Origin of the sequence: Runella sp. CRIBMP, from assembly GCF_009905605.1 — a bacterium.
GTDB lineage: Bacteria > Bacteroidota > Bacteroidia > Cytophagales > Spirosomataceae > Runella.
Genome location: NZ_JAAAKZ010000001.1, coordinates 1,122,699 through 1,141,204, shown reverse-complemented (window position 1 = coordinate 1,141,204; position 18,506 = coordinate 1,122,699). Strand labels below are relative to the sequence as shown.

General features: G+C 45.1%; 15 protein-coding genes. 3 read left to right on the top strand and 12 right to left on the bottom strand.

Translation table 11 applies throughout. The annotated features are described in order from the left end of the window. Positions 1-18 precede the first annotated feature (18 nt). The 8 genes from GVN20_RS04630 to GVN20_RS04595 form a co-directional block, all read right to left on the bottom strand. Complete coding sequence (locus tag GVN20_RS04630) at positions 19-1,947, bottom strand: histidinol-phosphatase (RefSeq protein ID WP_166557184.1); 1,929 nt, start codon at positions 1,945-1,947, stop codon at positions 19-21. Between the two features lie 99 nt (positions 1,948-2,046). Next, positions 2,047-2,958: a universal stress protein gene (locus GVN20_RS04625; protein ID WP_166557183.1), complete on the bottom strand. Its 912-nt coding sequence runs from the start codon at positions 2,956-2,958 to the stop codon at positions 2,047-2,049. Between the two features lie 253 nt (positions 2,959-3,211). Further along, positions 3,212-4,255 (bottom strand): MlaD family protein, encoded by a 1,044-nt coding sequence (locus GVN20_RS04620; protein WP_166557182.1) that lies wholly within the window; start codon positions 4,253-4,255, stop codon positions 3,212-3,214. Between the two features lies 1 nt (position 4,256). Then, the gene (locus GVN20_RS04615) at positions 4,257-5,015 is read right to left on the bottom strand and encodes an ABC transporter ATP-binding protein (RefSeq protein ID WP_206023193.1); all 759 of its coding nucleotides are present in this window, start codon (positions 5,013-5,015) and stop codon (positions 4,257-4,259) included. 14 nt (positions 5,016-5,029) lie between these two features. Further along, positions 5,030-5,815 carry an ABC transporter permease gene (locus GVN20_RS04610; RefSeq protein ID WP_114067032.1) on the bottom strand — a complete coding sequence of 262 codons (786 nt, stop codon included), beginning with the start codon at positions 5,813-5,815 and terminating at the stop codon, positions 5,030-5,032. A gap of 331 nt (positions 5,816-6,146) precedes the next feature. Further along, positions 6,147-6,551 carry a GNAT family N-acetyltransferase gene (locus tag GVN20_RS04605; RefSeq protein ID WP_166557181.1) on the bottom strand — a complete coding sequence of 135 codons (405 nt, stop codon included), beginning with the start codon at positions 6,549-6,551 and terminating at the stop codon, positions 6,147-6,149. A gap of 84 nt (positions 6,552-6,635) precedes the next feature. Continuing rightward, the gene (locus GVN20_RS04600) at positions 6,636-7,406 is read right to left on the bottom strand and encodes a tetratricopeptide repeat protein (RefSeq protein ID WP_166557180.1); all 771 of its coding nucleotides are present in this window, start codon (positions 7,404-7,406) and stop codon (positions 6,636-6,638) included. A 62-nt stretch (positions 7,407-7,468) separates the two neighbouring features. After that, positions 7,469-8,803 (bottom strand): DEAD/DEAH box helicase, encoded by a 1,335-nt coding sequence (locus GVN20_RS04595; RefSeq protein ID WP_166557179.1) that lies wholly within the window; start codon positions 8,801-8,803, stop codon positions 7,469-7,471. Between the two features lie 204 nt (positions 8,804-9,007). Here GVN20_RS04595 and GVN20_RS04590 point away from each other — a divergent pair, with 204 nt between their 5' ends. Then, on the top strand, positions 9,008-10,648 hold the full coding sequence (locus GVN20_RS04590) for a M20/M25/M40 family metallo-hydrolase (protein ID WP_166557178.1): 1,641 nt from the start codon (positions 9,008-9,010) through the stop codon (positions 10,646-10,648). 323 nt (positions 10,649-10,971) lie between these two features. Here GVN20_RS04590 and GVN20_RS04585 read toward each other — a convergent pair whose 3' ends face one another. The 4 genes from GVN20_RS04585 to GVN20_RS04570 are packed head-to-tail and all read right to left on the bottom strand — an operon-like array spanning position 10,972 to position 13,459. After that, a complete protein-coding gene (locus tag GVN20_RS04585) occupies positions 10,972-11,469 on the bottom strand; it encodes a DUF416 family protein (RefSeq protein ID WP_166557177.1) in 498 nt (165 codons plus the stop codon). 47 nt (positions 11,470-11,516) lie between these two features. Continuing rightward, a complete protein-coding gene (locus tag GVN20_RS04580) occupies positions 11,517-12,773 on the bottom strand; it encodes an aminotransferase class V-fold PLP-dependent enzyme (protein WP_166557176.1) in 1,257 nt (418 codons plus the stop codon). Next, entirely contained in the window at positions 12,763-12,900 is a 138-nt protein-coding gene (locus GVN20_RS04575) for a hypothetical protein (RefSeq protein ID WP_166557175.1), read from the bottom strand. The genes GVN20_RS04580 and GVN20_RS04575 overlap by 11 nt, the downstream gene beginning before the upstream one ends. Positions 12,901-12,940: 40 nt before the next feature. Beyond that, positions 12,941-13,459, bottom strand: a complete 519-nt coding sequence (locus tag GVN20_RS04570) for a fasciclin domain-containing protein (RefSeq protein ID WP_166557174.1) — start codon at positions 13,457-13,459, stop codon at positions 12,941-12,943. A 318-nt stretch (positions 13,460-13,777) separates the two neighbouring features. On the opposite strand from GVN20_RS04570, the gene GVN20_RS04565 reads away from it, so the two are divergent. Further along, entirely contained in the window at positions 13,778-14,074 is a 297-nt protein-coding gene (locus GVN20_RS04565; RefSeq protein WP_206023192.1) for a hypothetical protein, read from the top strand. 87 nt (positions 14,075-14,161) lie between these two features. Beyond that, positions 14,162-18,502 (top strand): CusA/CzcA family heavy metal efflux RND transporter, encoded by a 4,341-nt coding sequence (locus GVN20_RS04560; protein ID WP_166557172.1) that lies wholly within the window; start codon positions 14,162-14,164, stop codon positions 18,500-18,502. The last annotated feature ends 4 nt before the right edge of the window (positions 18,503-18,506 follow it).

Below are 18,506 nucleotides of genomic sequence, written 5' to 3'. Positions count from 1 at the left end.
ATTAAATAACCAAAACCTTCAAGGCTTCGCCAGTAAAAACTCCTTCACCAATTCCAATTGGTCGGTACTGAGAAAATCAGCGCCTGCTTCACGGAGTTTTTTCCAAACGACCGGGTCTTCGGGGCAAGCCCAGAGGCGGAGTTTTTTGCCTTCGGCGTGTACTTTTTTTACCAATTGACTCAATTTTTGAAACTGCTCTTCGGGCATTTCACCCTTGCCACGCCACGAAAGATGGTTTGCGTAATTATCACTCACCACGGGCATTAATTGAGCACTCAGTTTCTTACCCAAATCAGCAGGTCGCCCATCCAAAGACGCCAATCGTTCTTTTGATTTTTTCAACGTTTCAATCGGGCGGTTACCCGAAATAAACAACGTTACAGCTCCCGCTTTAGAGCTGTTGCCTTTATAAGAAGTAAAAATAGAACGATAGTTTTGGAGCAATTTGTCTAAGGCTTTATAGGTACTTTCGGCCTCGGTTTTGAAGTCAATCATGAGATACACGGGGCCTTTATAGCCCGCATAAACTTGATTTCCGTTTTGGGCAATGCGCTCAGCCAATGGCTTCAAATATAAGTTTTCCAAGGTATGCGCAGGATTGTTGAAGGTCGGGCGCTCGTGCGCCACAAACAGCGTGTCGTTGATTAAATAGACGTCGGCTTCTACACTCGTAAATCCTTGGTCTAGCGCATCCCACAACGGCCGCGATTGCTCGTAATCGTTGTGCGCGTGGGCGTTAGGAAGCGGCACTACGCCGAGTTTTATGGGCGGGGTTTGGAGCTTTGCAATGGGCTGAATCCAAGCCGTTTCTACGTCTCCCGCGCTAAATGGATTGTATTTTGGTTTATTGGAAATAATTTTGGCCCGCACCATCAAATCATCTTCGGCCAAGGTATAGCTCGCTTCACTTGCTTTGATTTCTTTAAAAATTTCCGTCTTTTCTTTGCCCTTCTTCAACCCAATCCATTGAATGGTATAATTGACACTAGGCTCCGCTTTAATCTTAAAAGAAATACTGGACGGTGTTTGAACAAGTTTCTCTAATTCTACGCCCGACGTGGCATAAAACCGCCCTGCTTCCAGCGACTCAATCAGGGAACGCGGCGACAAATCGGCGGCATTGACCATGACCCAACCACGGCCAGTGTTGCTATATTCTAAGCCAAAAAACTGATAGTTGTGGCTGTCGTCGGTGGCCAAACCGTACATAAGCGGGCGTCCCTGCTGCACAAAATGCACGTTGATTTTATCCCACATCACCTCGGTGCCATCTCGCTTGTCGTCACCGTAATTATTGACCATCGGGTGGCCATTAAAAACTTCAAAGAAACGCTCGTACCGTAGTTGCATCAGGTCCTGCGCGGTGATAGCATAGTAAAAATTGGGATGATTGATGTGCGGAAACATGGGCTGTCCCGTTTGGCGGCGCTGCGCTACCACCAAGTCAATATTGTTTTGCATCACCTCGGCTACGCTGTTGCCTCGCTGTGGACGAATGAGGTTTTGCACGTTGGTCATGTTGATGTGAATCGGCTTGCTGTCGTAGCTTGTTGAAACCTCTTCGCTTTTGATAATGAGAAACTTACCTGGGTCATTAAAATAACTGCGGTATTCCTGCAAGTTTTTCAGGCGTACTTTCAGTGAATCGTTAGGCCCTTTTTTGTACGTGACCCAATCAGGTCCAAACGTACGTAAGTAACGCTCAAATGTACGCCGACGCTCGGGCACACGCGGAACATTGACCCATTTTTCTCCTTCCTGAAACGTATTATGGTCTGATAACCCGACAAAATTATAACCGTTGGCTTTATACCAATCCATAATCATTTCGGGATAATCATCGCCGTCACTCCAGAGCGAATGCGTGTGCAGATTGCCTTTGTACCAGTTTTGGGCATAAGCCGGGGGAAGTGAAAGAAGCAGTAAAAAAAAGGAAAATAATCTCATGTTGGGTGAGCGATTTGAGTTCAGTAGGATAAGGCATCCACCGTGAATTTCTAATACTACCTTCTCTCCCACCGAAGAGACTATCTTATCGTCCTGAATTTATGCCACAACCGAAAATACTGGTATTGCGTCAATTGGCTGCATCTGAACCACCCTAACGGGCGCGGGTCTGATGGACAAAACTGGAACTTTAGACTGGTTTATAATTTGTTCTGTATAAGGACTCTCAAAAAAACTTCCGCTTGTTTCACTCTCATCAGCCGTTATTATAATCAAGTCGACGTCTAGCTGACGGGATTTGAATAAGACAAGTTCGGCACCTTCTTCAGTATCTGCCAACTCAATACTAGCCCAAATTCGGTCGTACTTCAGTTGAATTTCCAAATTGGAGAGCATCTCAGTAAGAGCGTCAGAAAGCTGCGGTGTCTCTTCATTATATAGACCTAAAACTGTCAGCTCAGCCTTATTATGCCTAATCATTTCCTTGGCTAAATCATACTTTTCTAGCGCCGTAGCCACTGGCCGAACAGGAAATAAAATCTTTTTGAATGCCGTCCATGCTCGATGATTCGGAACGGTAAGTACTGGACAAGACGCTGTTTTGACAACATCATAAGCCACTGAGCCGACAAAATGCGACACAAACCCTGATGTTACCTGTGTACCCATTACAATCAAATCACTTTCTTGTTCAAGCGCCGCCTCAACGACGGCCGTCGACAGGTCATTGGCGATACGACATTCAACCATGTAAGCAGTCTGGCCATCAATCACTTCGTTAGCTAACTTTTGTAACCTTTTAAGCTCAGCGGCTTTGATAGACTCCTTGGAGAAATCAATTATTAACCCGTTTTCGGAAATAGAAATGCATTGATATTGCTCCACAACATACAACAAATGAAGGGAGGCTTGGTGCTGACGGCTCATTTCTAATGCCAAGGCAAGCGCACTGCGGGAGGTTTCACTATAATCTACGGGTACGGTTATTTTCTTAATTAGGATACTTTCCATGATTAATATGTTTAAGGTGGTCAGGTTTGAACTTTGGCGTCTTTTGGTCAACTTTTTAGATTGTGTCTTCCAAAATGACACAACAAAGTTATAACCCCAACCTTAATAAGGGCTTAATGCAGGATTAGAAGTACATAAGAAAAGCGCTAAAAGTAGCCCAATTTGTAAGCTGCTATAAACAAAGAAGGTTAAGCAAAGCAATGATTTGTGGATCATTTGTTTTGCTTAACCAAAATTAAGAACCTTTTAGGAATCAAGGCATTTTTTCGAGGGTTGTCACTTGGGTGGAGGTATCAGCCTTGACTTCCTCTTTATCTTTCTTACGGAAATACCTTCTAAGCAGGATATTATGTTGCAACGCCTCCATATTTTCGTCCAATTTGGCCGAACTGCTTTCCAGATTTTTTAGCGTATTTCTTACGTTATTGGCCGTTTTGGGGTCGTGCAAAAGTACTCCCAAAGTACTGGTTTTGTCATTGGCAATTTTATGGGTTGTCTGCTGCAAATCGGTCACCAAACTCTTGGCTGAAGTGGAGGTTTCCTTCAAGTTTCGCGAGGTTTCTCCCAACGTACTGACCGTTTGTTTCAAATCGCCGTACATCTGTTTGTCGGTCAACAAGTCATTGACGAAGTTACCCTGCGTGTTCAAGTTTTTGGAAAACTGCGCCAACGACACCGTCGTGGCCTTGGCGTTGAGCGTGGCGGCTTCCAATCCCGTGAGGGTTGAATTTAATTTTTGGTATAAATCATCTTTGGTCAACAACTTCCCTACCGTACCTTCTCCACCTTTGATGCCACGAACCAATTCTTTGAAATCAGCCGTAATGGCGAGTAAATTTTTGTTATTCTCCTGCAATGTTTTCAGCATATCCTGTTGAGAATCCTCTTTTAGAACCCTAAACTGATACCCGTCTTCCACGATTTCGGCTTCTGGCGAACCGCCCGAAATCACAATAATGGTGTTGCCAATCAAACCGTCGGTACTGACTTTCACGTTGGCGTCTTTTTTGATAAATTTTTGGGAAGATTCTTCGATACCAAAGGTTACTTTTACTTTAGAGTTTTCGACAAAAGCAACGTGCTTTACGGTGCCGACCTTAACACCCGAAAACCACACATTACTGCCTTTGGTAAGGCCATTTACGTCGTCCAAGATGGCAAACCCGTCGATTTTACTCACAAAGGTTTTGCGCAAAGTGCCCACCATAAGAATCCCCGCGACCAGAATCATAATCCCAAGTACCACAAAAATGCCCACTTTTACTTTATAGCTTTCCGACCTTGACGTTGATTTCATATTAATTCTGAAGTTTTGGTTCGATAAAATTGTAATCATAAAAACTACGAATGCGGGGATCTGGGTTGCCGAAAACTTCCTCAAACGTGCCTTGATACGCAAACTTGCCATCAAACAAAATCGCCACCCGGTCACCCGTTTCTTTGGCGCAGGTTAAATCGTGCGTGATGATGATGGAACTAGTACGGTATTTTTCCTTTACCTGATTCATTAAATCATTGATTTCTTGGCACGTAATGGGGTCGAGGCCCGCGGTTGGCTCATCGTACAGCATTATCTTCGGGTTCATGATGAGGGTACGGGCTATTCCAATCCGTTTGCGCTGCCCACCCGAAAGTTGCGACGGCATTTGGTCCAACGTTTTTTTCAGCCCTACGGCTTCGATGACCTCATCAACGGCTTTGTCTATTTCTTTGCGGGTCATGTTTTTTAGATTTCTGACCAGTGGAAACTCCAAGTTTTCCCGCACGGTCATACTGTCGTACAACGCACTGCTCTGAAACGAAAAACCGATCTTTAACCGCAACTCATTCAGTTCTTTAGCCGTCAAATCAGGAACCGATTGCCCAAATACTTTTACTTCTCCACGGTCGGGAGTTAGTAACCCCGCAATGATTTTAATCAACACCGACTTTCCCGTTCCTGACCGTCCCAATACCACTACATTTTCATTTTCATGCACATCCAGATCTACCCCCGACAATACGTGCAGACTCCCGAACGATTTATATAAATTTTTTATTTCAATCGTTTTCTCCATGATTGCGTGCGAATTTAGCGAAACCAATTAGCTACTTGAACAATAAATAATTCTTCAATAAAAATCAGGAACATGGATAAGACCACCGATGAATTGGCGGCTTGTCCTACCCCTTGGGTACCGTTTGTAGCGTTGAAACCTTTGTAGCAACCAATCATGCCGATGGTAAACCCAAAAGAGGTAGCTTTAACCACCGCCGTAATTATATCCAAGAAAACGATACTGTCGAATCCATGCTCCAGAAAGGCCAGTACGTTGGTTTCTTCGTTGACCGTCACGTTAAGAAAAGCACCCGCCAACGCCACCAATGCGCAGTAAAAAGATAAAATGGGAATAGTAATGGTGGCTGCTGCCACGCGCGTAACCACCAAAAAACGAATCGGATTGACCGCTGACACTTCCATGGCGTCTATTTGCTCGGTCACTTTCATCGAACCCAGCTCCGCACCAATGCCCGATCCTATTTTTCCCGAGCAAATCAGCGACGTAACCAGCGGTGCCAACGCCCGCACGATGGCAATCGTCACCAACGACGGCAACCATGAGGTAGCGCCAAATTCCATCAGCGAAGGGCGCGATTGTTTGGTAAAAACGTATCCCGTAACGAATCCCGTCAACGAAATCAACGGCAGAGATTTGAGACCGATAGAATAACATTGCCGAACAAATTCGGTAAACTCAAAGCCCCCAGAAAATGCCTCTCTAAAAACCAACTTTACAAACTCGAAGGCGTCATAAAAACCCATTAACCAATCATCAACTTTTTCGGAGAAGACATGTTTCGCAGATTCGCTGTTCATCATTATTAAGTGCGCACGCACTGGTTAATCGTTGTCGCAGTTGGAGCTGTACGAGCCCTCCCGTTAATCATTTTTTTTCAATCCATTGGCATTCAGGCAATCCACCAAAAATTACCCTTTTGGCCAAAACCACTTAAACGGGGACGAAAGACGTACAAGTATATGTATGGCAAATTATCAAAAAAAGTATTCCACAGTAAATTGTAGAAAAAAATTCCCATAAGCCTTATACATGGCAAAAAAAAGAGTCTATTACCCCAAAATGAGCAACAAGAACGCAAAAATCAATCTTGTAAGCACTCATTTGGGGAAACCATTGCAAGTATTCTTCTCAAAAATTGAGGTTCATTTTTACATAAGGAATGTTTCCTTTGAAGAATGTATCGCCTTCTTGTTTCATACCGAAACGCTCATAAAATGGCTTAGCGTCGAGCCGAGCATCGCACCAAATTCGCGTCGCCTGAAGTTCGATGGCGCGTTCAAATACAATTTCGAGAAGGGCGCTTCCCAGCCCTTGGCGCTGGAAATCAGGGTGAGTGGCAAATTTTCGGAAGCGGGCAACGCGGTGGTCATCCACAAAAAGAGAAATCACCGATACAGGCTGATGATCGACAAAATAGCCAAAATGAAGCCCTTTTTCATCTTCAGGTACTTTGACAAAATCAAGGGGTTGGTCCGGCCACAAAACTTGGTGGCGGAGGGGATACGTATCAGCAGCGGTAATGGAGCGAATCATTGTTAATGTACGATTCTATCTAGCCGTCCCGCCCGTATTACTGTTTAAAACCGTAATACGGGCGGATAGAGGGGATAAAATGCCTTAATTGGGCGTACTAAAAATACCCAGCGGGTCGCATTTTTTGGCGAGGAGTTCTTTCATAAAATCATAATCCAGCAGCTCAATATCCAATACTCGGGTCTTGTGTAAGTTGTCCCAAGAAGCGTCATAATTGCCTTTATGAAATTCCAACACCGACTTTTTGAGGTAAGCGGTAGCAAAGGTGGTATCCAGACGAATGGCTCGATTAAGTATTTGTTCGGCCTCCATCAATTCCCATTTATCACTGCTTTCTTTAAAATGTATCAAATCGACGGTAGCCAAATCAACAAGCAACCCTACGTTGGTTGAGTCAAGGTCAACGCCTTTGCGGAGCATACGCTCGGCGTCGGTGATATGGCCCTGTTGAAAACACACCACGCCCAAGCCCCAATAAGTGTCGGCATTTTGTGGATTGAGCAAATAGGCGAGATTAAAACGATAACAAGCCGTATCGAGGTCGCCTTCATCCAAATATTCCCAACCACGCGCCGAAAAAAACTCACTGGCTTCCTTGCGTGTAGGAAAGTTTTGGTCACAATCGTTCAGAAAATTAATTTCAAATTCAATTTGCTCGCCACTTTTGGCCACTTCGCCAAACAGGGGTAATAGGTGAAGATTTTTCACCACTGTAGCCTCGGAAGCGGCCCCGGTTGCTTTGTTACTGGTATCAGCCGGGCGGCTGCTCGTAACAAACTGCATTGTTTGTGCCTTAGTTTCCAGCACAATTAACAATCCGAGTACCAAATAACTGAATGCCTGTATTTTTTTCATCGCTACCAACTCATCAGAACGTCTTACTAAAACGATGCTTTCAAAGGGTTATTATGACAAATTTACTTTTTTCGTCTCTTAAAAGAATTTTTCGCTGATGTGGATGCCCTCTTTTGCGGGTTCGCATTTTTAGGTTTCGAATTTACAACTTTTTTATTTTTCTTTTCATGAAATGCCCCCTTAAAAGTTGGGTCATCTTTGCGTCGCTGCTCATCCAACTCTCGCAACAGGGCCTGTTGCTCTTCGAAAGGCGTTTCTGGCACTTCCAACGCTTCAGGCAAAGGCTGGCGGGGGATGGTCATTCGAATGATTTTTTCAATTTTAGCAATGTGATAATCATCCGCAATGGTCACAAATGTAATGGCATTCCCTTCCTGATTGGCCCGACCCGTACGCCCAATGCGGTGTACATAATCTTCGTAAATCAAGGGTACATCAAAGTTTACCACGTGACTCACCTGCGTAACATCAATGCCCCGGGCGGCCACATCGGTGGCAATCAAAATCCGAACTTTCCCTTCTTTAAAAGCCTCCATCGCGTTGATTCGCGTGTTTTGGCCTTTGTTGGCGTGAATGACCCGTACTTCATCTTCGGTCACCACCTTTCGTTTTAAAAATTTATAAATGTTCTCGGCATTTTCGCGAGAGCGAACAAAAACCATACCGCGTTCAAAAACTGTGGTATCCTGTACCAACAATTCGAGCAGGTTAATTTTTGTTCTAAAATTGGGAACTTCATAAATGATTTGGTCAACGCGTGCGGCAGTAGTGGCCTGCGGCGTCACTTCCACGCGAATAGGGCCTTCCAAAAAGTTTTCTGAAAGTCGTTCTACTTTTTCAGGAAACGTTGCTGAAAACAGCAAATTTTGACGTTTTCGGGGAATTACTTCCAAAATTCGGTTGATTTGAGGCATGAAGCCCATGTCCATCATCTTGTCGGCTTCGTCCATCACAAGCGTGGTCAACTGCTTCACCACAATCTCGCCGCGCAGGTACAAATCCAAGAAACGCCCCGGCGTTGCCACCACAATATCCACACCTTTTTGCAGAGCCTCAATTTGGGTTTTTGGGCCCAAGCCGCCATAAATGGCGACGTGCCGCAAGTCGGTATATTTTGCCAATTCGCCCAGAGCAGCCCCTATCTGCATCACCAATTCACGCGTTGGTGCCAGAATCAGCGCCCGGGGGTGCATCCCCTGCGCGTACTTGATGCGCATCAATAGCGGCAATACATACGCGGCGGTCTTTCCCGTTCCGGTCTGTGCAATTCCAAGCACATCGTGGCCCTCCAAAACGAGCGGAATGGCCTGTTCCTGAATGGGCGACGGCACCTCATACCCCGCATCGGCAATGGCATTGAGCAGTTGGCGATTGAGGTTAAAATCTTCAAAATTCATCTGAATTCAATAAATCAATGGTTGATTGCGAAGCCCACGCCAAGGGCGGTTTTTGCTTCGCTACTTACGCAAAGTACATCAATTGTACGTAAAGCCCAAGTCTAAGGGTAGCAAATTATCCCGCCGGAAGGTTCATTAAGGCGGGGATTTTCATGAGTTAGTCGGCAAATAGTCTATTTTTGCAGGCTGACAAATTACCAAAAAATGAAAAAACTGTTACTTTTTATACTTCTCCCATTATTCGTTCATTCACAGGGAGTTATCAACAGAAAGTTAAGAAAAGCCCTTAATCAACTTGATTCCAATCAAATCAAAGCCCATGTAGCGTATTTGGCCGATGATAAATTAAAAGGGCGTATGCCAGGGCAAGAAGGCTACCAACTGGCGGTGGATTATGTAATCAACCAATTCAAAACCATCAGTCTACAGCCCGCAGGAGAAGATAATGGATATACCCAAAAAGTGATTTTGCGGAAGTCCATACTACAAAAGGAAGGTTTAGCATTGCGTATGAACCTGAAAACTGGGGAGACAAAAACCTTAGATTACGGCACTGAATTTTTAATTTTTCCGCATCCAGAAAAAACTTCGGTCGAGATTTCAGCCCCGATGGTGTTTGTCGGTGCGGGGTTTGATAGACCCGAAATGGGTTTTAAGGACTATGAAAACATTGACGTAAAAGGCAAGGTAGTTGTAGTCATGAAAAAAGTACCGGATAGCCTCGCCGCCAATGTAAAGCTACACCTCAACTACGCCGCCACCACCCAAGAATATGCGATAAAAAACGGAGCAATCGGCATTCTGACTTGCAACTACGCCACAAGCGCGGTACAATTCAAAGCCCAAGGCAGCACCCTGACTTCTGCTGGGCAAACTGCCTCTATGGATGAGCAAGGAAAAGTGGTCGGTTCTATTTCGCACCGTGGATTGCCATTGCAAATTGCGGGAGCCATTTCGGTAAAAATGTTGAGTGACTTATTAAAAGCCGAAGGGTTAGATTTTGAAAAAATCGGACAACGGATGGAACGCGGCGAAAACGTGAGCACGCCTCTTATCTCCACCCTTCAGTCAAGCTATACCACTCAACACCAAGACTTCACCAGCTACAATATCATTGGAAAGATAGAAGGCAGCGACGCCGAACTTAAGAATGAATACGTGGTTCACACCGCCCATTTAGACCACCTTGGCATCGGAAAAGCGGTCAACGGGGATTCCATTTATAACGGTGCACACGACAACGCCTCGGGAGTGGCGTGTAGTCTGGAAATGGCCCGGATATACGCCAATTTAAAGGAAAAGCCTAAGCGGTCGGTGCTTTTTGTGATTGTCACGGCCGAAGAAATGGGGCTGCTCGGCTCGGCCTATTTTGCCGCCCATCCCACGGTACCCAAGGGGACGATGGTCGCGAATGTAAATACCGATATGCCCACCATCATTGCCCCGTTGGAATCCATTTCGGCCTTAGGTGCGGAGCACAGCAGTTTATCGACGGTGGTGGCTCAGGCTGCAAAAGCCCTCAAATTAGGCGTTGAGCCCGATTTAGAGCCCAAAGAGGGGCGTTTTGTACGCAGTGACCAATACAGTTTCGTACGGGCGGGGATTCCAGCGTTGCACGTCAAATACGGTAGCAAAACTTCATTGCCAAACTTTAATTTGCTAGAATCGGTCAAAAAATGGCGTGAAGCCACTTATCATAAAACCGCCGATAACTTCAACGGTGGTACGTTTTACTGGTCGGCAGGCCGCAAATACGCCCAACTTAATTTTTTGATTGGGTATCTGATTGCCCAAAATCCCGCGCGCCCTGCTTGGAAAAAGGGGGACTTTTTTGAGGTGAAGTAGGGATATGTTTTTGTTCGTTAAAATGACGACTTTTACGGTTTAGGTTGTCATCAATATTTTAAAAATGGGGTGCAAATTTCAGATAAAAACTGCGTAGATTTGACATAAATTAACGCATAAAAATATCTTACAGGCATTCACAGGAGTTCTTGAAAATGGTCAAATCACATGGTAAGACCCCAATCATAAGTACCCTTTTTACCTTTATAAATCTTTAAAATTTCAATTTTTACCATACCGTGTATACGTATTTATAACGTCTTGTATAAACGACGGGCGAGGCAGTCGGCCGAAGGCTGACGTTTATGTCTTGTTAGGCAATGTTATTTTGTTAACTCTATTTGATAAAGTAGTTCTTCTATAACTTTGGGATGTTCGCTTAACTGTTCGTCACTTAAATTATCTTCCTCTTCATTTAGTTTGAAGTCTATTGTGTCAGTTATAGAGCTACTTATATTCAATATATGAGCCTTGTCCTTATCTAGGTAATATTCTAAAAGTTCCAAAATAGCGGTCACTGAATTAAGAGCATAGCTTCCGTCCCAATCACCAAAGTCATCTGTGTCAGGAGTGACGGACTCTAGTTCTTCTTTCAAGTCAATCACTTCATCTTCATCAGTTTCTAAAGTCAATTTATTCTTTTCACAGAAATTGATTGCCCGTAAAAGCTTATCTGGCTCACCCCATTCATTATTTTTGGAAAAGTCTACATAATCTGGCAACAACCGATTACAAATATTCAAAGCAAATTCAATATCCCTTAGGAATGATTGTTTTTCTATCTGCTTCTTTAATAGAGTATTAAGTTCTTTGCTTTTCATTCTTTTAATGTTGACTAACTAATCGCTAAATCTAACATTCTCTACTTCTACGCCAATTCCTTCAACACCTTCACAAACGTATCCAATTCCTCGGTAGTGGTGAACACGTGCGGGGTCACGCGTACGCCGTGGACGTTGGCGTAGTCAATGGCAACGGTCCAAATTTTGTATTTTTCCATGAGTGTTTTGGCGAGGTCGGCGGGTTTGAGCTTGGTTACTCCCACGTTGGCAATCGCTCCGTGGCGTTTGGGGTCGGCGGGGGTATTGACCACAATTCCCGGATGGTTTCTCACCTGCGAGGTCCAATAACTTTGCAGATAGCGAAGGCGCGCTTCTTTGCGTTGAATACCGATTTTTTGATGGAATTTGATAGCATCCGCCAACGCTAAATCAGTATGAACAGGGTGTGTACCTGTGTGATTAAGTTTACGAATATCATCATCCGCATAGCCTGTTTCACCAATCAGGGGCCAAATCTGCTTTATTTTATCTTTTTTGACGTACAATAAGCCCGCGCCCAAAGGACACCCCAGCCACTTGTGCAGACTGCTGCCGTAATAATCGCAGTGCAGGTCGGGAATCTTAAAATCAAAATGACCTACGGCGTGGGCACCGTCCACCATTACCTCAACGCCTTTGGCGTGGGCCATGTCGGCGATTTTTTGCACTGGTAAAATCTGTCCCGTAATATTGATGATGTGACACACCATCAACAGGCGAGTTTTGGACGTAATGGCCTGCGCGTATAGTTCCACAATCTCTTCATCCGATTTGGGGTGATTGGGCACCGAAATGATTTTATTGACAATGCCATAGCGACGCACCTGTTGTTTGAACATATCCAACATAGCGCCGTAATCTTGCATCGCCATCACGACTTCATCGCCCGCTTTCCAGTCGATTCCCGAAATAATGGTATCCAATGACTCAGTGGTATTTCGGGTGATAATCACTTCTTCGTGCGACGCTCCGACCAATTCGGCCAATTGTTTGCGCACCGCCAATTTATCATCGAATTGCCGCGTCCGCATGTAATAGGACGAAATGGGATTAATTTCTCGGATGTGGTGAATGTACGATTCCAAAACCTCGTTGGAGGCCAATACATAATAACCATTTTCGAGATGAATAAAATCTTTCGTAACCGTAAAACCTTTCCGTAATTCCCCCCAAAAAGCTTCATTTTGAGCCACTTGCTCAGGTGTTTGGGAAGCAATAGTAGGCAACAGCGCATCAATGGTGATGGAAGGCAAGGCCGCCAGCCCAGTCAGCGATTGAAGAAATTGTCGTTTGTTAAGAAGCATGAGGAAGCAGAGATTCGTTGATGAAAGAGTCAATGGTAAAAATAGAAAAATAAGACGAAAATACACCAATCACGCCCCAAACCGACCCTAAGAAAAAACGGGCGACATTCACGGGTAAATTACCCATGCCTGTCGCCCAGTGATGTGGAGTGTTAGTCCGTGTTTGTTTACTTAGGCATTACTACTGTATCAATCACGTGAATCACGCCGTTGCTGCCTTTCAAATCAGTGGCCGTTACGGTGGCTTTACCGCCTTTTTCGTCGGTCAAAATCACTTTTCCACCCACAATCGAAGCAGTCAATTTACCGCCTGCTACGGTTGTCAATACGACTTTTCCCATACCTTCTTTGATAGCCGCCATTACTTTGGTAGCATCAAGATTTCCAGCTACTACGTGGTAGGTAAGAATTCCCGCCAAAGTTGCTTTGTTTTCAGGCTTAAGCAGGGTTTCTACCGTTCCAGCAGGCAACTTAGCAAATGCCGCATTGGTTGGTGCAAATACGGTAAAAGGCCCCGCTCCCTTCAATGTAGCTACCAAATCAGCAGCTTTTACGGCGGCTACCAGCGTGGTATGGTCAGCTGAGCCAATGGCAATGTCAACGATGTCTTTTTTGTTCTGCGCCATAGCACTTACGGCAATCAGACTTAATGCAAAAGCGAAAATGGTGTTTTTAACTGATTTCATTGTTGGTTTTTAGTTTTGTCAATAGTATAAAATGATACTACGACCTATGAACAGGTTGTTCGCACAATTGTTTTGTTAAATTTTCCTCTGTAATACCAACCAACGATTATCCCGAAAATACCTCTGTGGGAGAGAATCGGTCTTTATGTTTCTCTATACACATAATGACTTAAGTCATTTTCTAGCATTAGCACAAAAACTATCTTTATAAAATGCTACTTTTGCACCGTGAAAATGCTTATTTCAAGATTTTTGTTAATTATCTACCTCTTTTCAGCAACGGAATTCAGTCAGTTGTTGAAGCTGCCGGTACTTGTGATGCATTTTCAAGAACATCAACAAAAGAACCCCTCTATCTCTTTCGCTCAATTTCTGCACCATCACTACGCCGTTAATCATAAAGATGATGGAGACTCCAACAGAGACCGTCAGTTACCCTTCCAATCACACGATAACTGTAGTTCGTTTCAAGTTCCTTTTTACCTGTTTCTGACTTTTACGCCTTTATCACCAAGCATTACGATTATTGAAGAAGAAAACCCTTCTTATTACACCTCTGCACACATTTTGGCGGCCCACCTTTCTACTATTTGGCAGCCACCTCGATTCATTTAATGAAACATTTTTGAGATGTATGTCTCCTTATTTATCCTTTATCAAGTGCGATGAGGGTGTTCTGTTGTTTCCTTAAATTCTATTTTCATGTTAAATTCAATCATTGAGTTTTCCGTCAGGAATAAACTCATCATTGGGCTATTTGTCCTAGCCCTCCTCGGCTACGGTACTTACGAAGTTACCAAACTCCCCATTGACGCCGTTCCCGACATTACCAACAATCAGGTTCAGGTCATCACCATTGCACCGTCTTTTGGGGCTACCGACATCGAACGCCTCGTTACATTTCCCATTGAACAAGCCAACAGCAACATTTCGGGAATGCAGGAAATCCGTAGTTTTTCCCGATTTGGATTGTCGCTTGTTACCATCGTGTTTGACGATGCAACTGATATTTACTGGGCACGCCAACAAGTAGCCGAGCGTTTGCAAAAAGTACAATCCGTTATTCCTCAAGGGGTTGGTGTCCCTGAGTTAGGCCCCGTTACGACGGGTTTGGGCGAAATTTATCAATACGTGGTGCGTCCAAAAGATGGCTACGAAGGCAAATACAACGAAACCGACCTGCGCACCATTCAGGATTGGATTGTGCGTCGGCAATTGTTGGGCGTAAAGGGCGTGGCCGAAGTCAGCAGTTTTGGAGGAAAACTCAAACAGTATTCCATCGAAGTGGACCCTGCCAAATTGCAGGCCAACAACATCACCATCAACGACGTTTTCAAAGCCCTCGAAAACAACAACCAAAACACGGGCGGCTCCTACATCGAAAAAGCCTCCACCGTTTTGTACATCCGTAGCGAAGGCTTGGTGGGTGGCATGGACGACATCAAAAACATTTCCATCAAAAGCCTCAGCGGGGGAACGCCCCTGTTCATCGGCGACGTGGCCGACGTAAAAATCGGCTTTGCCACTCGTTTCGGCGCCATGACCTACAACGACCAAGGCGAAGTGGCGGGTGCGGTGGTGATGATGCTGAAAGGCGCCAACAGCAGCGAAGTGATTAAAGTAGTAAAAGAGCGCATTGCCCAAATTCAGAAAACCCTGCCCGAAGGCGTGGTCATTGAACCGTTTTTGGACAGAACAAAAATGGTGAACAACGCCATCGGCACCGTAGAGAAAAACCTCTTGGAAGGGGCGTTGATTGTGATTTTTGTGTTGGTGCTGTTTTTGGGAAATTTCCGAGCGGGACTTTTGGTGGCATCAGTGATTCCGTTGGCGATGTTGTTTGCCATTATTATGATGAATTTATTCGGTGTCAGCGGCAATTTGATGAGCTTGGGGGCGCTGGATTTTGGGTTGATTGTGGATGGGGCCGTAATTATTGTCGAGGCCGTTATGCACCAACTGTCTCACAATAAGAAATTTAGCGGCGTTGCGCAACTCAGTCAGCCGCAGATGGATGTCGAGGTAAATCAATCGGCAAGCAAGATGATGAACAGCGCCGTGTTTGGTCAAATCATCATTTTGGTGGTGTATCTGCCCATTTTTACCCTACAAGGCATTGAAGGAAAAATGTTTAAACCCATGGCCCAAACGGTAGCGTTTGCGTTGTTGGGGGCGTTTATCCTGTCGCTGACCTACATTCCGATGATGAGTTCGGTGTTTTTGAGTAAGAAAATCAAACACGACCTTAACTTCTCGGACCGACTCATGGCCAAGGTGGAAGATGCGTATCAAAACGCGCTCAACAAAGTCGTAGATTTTCCCAGAACGGTCTTAATCGCTACCATTTCTCTTTTTGTTTTTGCACTTTTTGTGTTTTCAACTTTAGGCGGTGAGTTCATTCCTGCCTTGGAAGAAGGCGATTTTGCAGTGGACACGCGGGTATTGACGGGAAGTAACTTAACGACTACCATTGCCAATACCCAAAAAGCGGCTCATATTCTCAAAAGCCGTTTTCCCGAAGTGGAAAAAGTGGTGACAAAAATAGGCAGCGGCGAAGTTCCGACCGACCCCATGCCCATGGAAGCCAGCGATATGATGGTGATTTTGAAGGACAAAAGCGAATGGACTTCGGCGAAAACCTTTAACGAATTGGCCGAAAAAATGGGAACAGCCTTGTCCGAAATCCCTGGCGTGACGGCAGGCTTTCAGTACCCTGTTCAGATGCGTTTCAATGAGTTGATGACGGGGGCGCGGCAAGATGTGGTTTGTAAGATTTTTGGGGAAGATTTAGATACCTTGGCGGCTTATGCTCATCAATTGGGCGGCCTCATCAACACCGTGGAAGGGGCAAAAAACCTGTATGTAGAGGCAGTATCGGGAATGCCTCAAATCATTATTCAGTACAACCGAAATGCCATTGCTCAATACAATCTCAACATCGCCGACATCAATCGGGTGATCAATACGGCTTTTGCGGGGCAAAGCAGCGGAATGGTTTTTGAAGGTGAAAAACGCTTTGATTTGGTCGTACGCCTCGGCGGTGAGCAGAAAAAGGACGTGACCGCCGTTCAGAACCTGCTGATTCCTACGCCACAAGGCACGCAAATTCCGCTGTATCAATTGGCCGACGTTCAAATCAAAGAAGGCCCTAATCAAATCCAGCGCGAAGATGCCAAACGCCGAATTGTGGTGGGTTTCAACGTTCGTGGCCGCGACGTGCAAACCATCGTCACCGAACTTCAAGCCAAAGTTGAGAAGCAAATTCGCTTTCCTGCGGGCTATTACGTCACCTACGGCGGGGCATTTGAAAACCTCAATGCGGCCAAAGAACGCCTAATCATTGCCGTGCCTGTGTCGTTGATTCTGATATTTTTACTGCTCTTTTTTGCCTTCAATTCGGTCAAACAGGGTTTGCTGATTTACTCGGCTATTCCGCTGTCGGCCATTGGCGGTATTTTGTTTTTGGCGATGCGCGGAATGCCGTTCAGCATCAGTGCAGGAGTAGGTTTCATTGCATTGTTTGGCGTAGCGGTGCTGAACGGCATTGTACTGATTGCAGAGTTTAATCGTCTCAAAGCAAGCGGATTAAATGACACAAAAAACATTGTCCTTAACGGCACCAAAGTACGCCTTCGGCCCGTTTTGATGACGGCTTTTGTGGCTTCTTTGGGCTTTTTACCCATGGCCCTCAGCAACGGTGCAGGGGCCGAAGTGCAGCGCCCCTTGGCCACGGTCGTGATTGGCGGTCTTTTGATTGCTACGTTTCTGACGCTGTTTGTGCTGCCCGTTTTGTACATGGTTTTTGAAAAAGTGGGTATTAAACCTATCAAAAATACCGCCGCAGTTATCCTTTTATTTTTAGGTTTTTGGGGAAACAACGTCCAAGCTCAAATGCCCATCACCTTGCAGGCGGCCATTGATACAGCCCTGAAAAACAACCTGTTGGTGAAAAATGAAAAACTGATTTCGACTTACCAACAAGAGTTGATAAAAACGGCCAAGAATCTGCCACAAGCCACTGCCACTGCCGAAATTGGTCAAATCAACAGCGCGTATGTGGATTCAAAAATCGGCATCGGACAGGCGTTCAGTTTTCCGAAAGTTTATGCTACCCAAAAAAATCTGTTGAACGAAGAATGGAAACGAGGCCTTTTGGCGGTCAACGTACGGGAAGTTTTATTGAAAAAACAGGTGACGCAGGTTTTTTACGGCTTGTTGTACTTGCAACAAAAGCGACAATTACTGCAATTTGCCGACACACTTTACACCGATTTTTTCAAAAGGGCCGACTTGCGTTTGTCGAAAGGCGAAAGCAACGTGTTAGAAAAAGCCACCGCCGAAACCCAGTTGGGACAAATTACGACACAACTCAATCAGCTTTTGCAGGATATTGACATGATGCAATTGCAGTTTCAGTTGTTGCTCAATACGTCCACCACTTTTAGCCCTTCTGCCAACAACTTTAAACTCGTAAGAACATCCGCTGAGTTGTCGTTAAACGAGCACCCGTTCATGCAATTGCTAAAACAACAGCAAGCCATTGCGGCGGCCGCTGTTGAGGTCGAAAAAGCACGATTGCTTCCCAATCTTTCGGTGATGTACAACAACGGCAGCATCCGTGGCGTGGGGGCCGACAATAAAACCTATTCGGGCCTTCACCGATTTCAGTCGGTGCAGCTAGGGGTTGGGATTCCTATTTTTACGGCGGCACAAAAAGCCCAAATCAACAGCGCCAAAGTACTTCAACTCGTGGCCGAAAGCAATTATTCGGTGGAGTTGCAATCGCTGGACACAGAGTACAAAACGGCTCAAAATCAGTACGATAAATTCGCGCAAACGGTGGCTTATTTTGAAACTACGGCCCTGGCCAATGCCCGTTTGATTACGACCACGGCCAACCAACAGTTGTTTGCGGGAAACATCAATTACCTCGAATGGGTGCAATTGGTAAACCAAGCCACCACCGTCCGAAACGAATACGTAGAAGCCGTTCGGAACCTGAATGAGGCCGTTATCCAACTCAATTATTTCAACAACAAATAGACAA

Excerpts from the sequence above, each read along its gene's own strand:
- GVN20_RS04585 (WP_166557177.1), bottom strand. The coding sequence starts at position 11,469 with ATGAAAAGCAAAGAACTTAATACTCTATTAAAGAAGCAGATAGAAAAA.
- GVN20_RS04575 (WP_166557175.1), bottom strand. The coding sequence starts at position 12,900 with ATGGGTAATTTACCCGTGAATGTCGCCCGTTTTTTCTTAGGGTCGGTT.
- GVN20_RS04620 (WP_166557182.1), bottom strand. The coding sequence starts at position 4,255 with ATGAAATCAACGTCAAGGTCGGAAAGCTATAAAGTAAAAGTGGGCATT.
- GVN20_RS04615 (WP_206023193.1), bottom strand. The coding sequence starts at position 5,015 with ATGGAGAAAACGATTGAAATAAAAAATTTATATAAATCGTTCGGGAGT.
- GVN20_RS04600 (WP_166557180.1), bottom strand. The coding sequence starts at position 7,406 with ATGAAAAAAATACAGGCATTCAGTTATTTGGTACTCGGATTGTTAATT.
- GVN20_RS04590 (WP_166557178.1), top strand. The coding sequence starts at position 9,008 with ATGAAAAAACTGTTACTTTTTATACTTCTCCCATTATTCGTTCATTCA.
- GVN20_RS04570 (WP_166557174.1), bottom strand. The coding sequence starts at position 13,459 with ATGAAATCAGTTAAAAACACCATTTTCGCTTTTGCATTAAGTCTGATT.
- GVN20_RS04625 (WP_166557183.1), bottom strand. The coding sequence starts at position 2,958 with ATGGAAAGTATCCTAATTAAGAAAATAACCGTACCCGTAGATTATAGT.
- GVN20_RS04560 (WP_166557172.1), top strand. The coding sequence starts at position 14,162 with ATGTTAAATTCAATCATTGAGTTTTCCGTCAGGAATAAACTCATCATT.
- GVN20_RS04565 (WP_206023192.1), top strand. The coding sequence starts at position 13,778 with ATGCATTTTCAAGAACATCAACAAAAGAACCCCTCTATCTCTTTCGCT.
- GVN20_RS04630 (WP_166557184.1), bottom strand. The coding sequence starts at position 1,947 with ATGAGATTATTTTCCTTTTTTTTACTGCTTCTTTCACTTCCCCCGGCT.
- GVN20_RS04610 (WP_114067032.1), bottom strand. The coding sequence starts at position 5,815 with ATGAACAGCGAATCTGCGAAACATGTCTTCTCCGAAAAAGTTGATGAT.
- GVN20_RS04595 (WP_166557179.1), bottom strand. The coding sequence starts at position 8,803 with ATGAATTTTGAAGATTTTAACCTCAATCGCCAACTGCTCAATGCCATT.
- GVN20_RS04580 (WP_166557176.1), bottom strand. The coding sequence starts at position 12,773 with ATGCTTCTTAACAAACGACAATTTCTTCAATCGCTGACTGGGCTGGCG.
- GVN20_RS04605 (WP_166557181.1), bottom strand. The coding sequence starts at position 6,551 with ATGATTCGCTCCATTACCGCTGCTGATACGTATCCCCTCCGCCACCAA.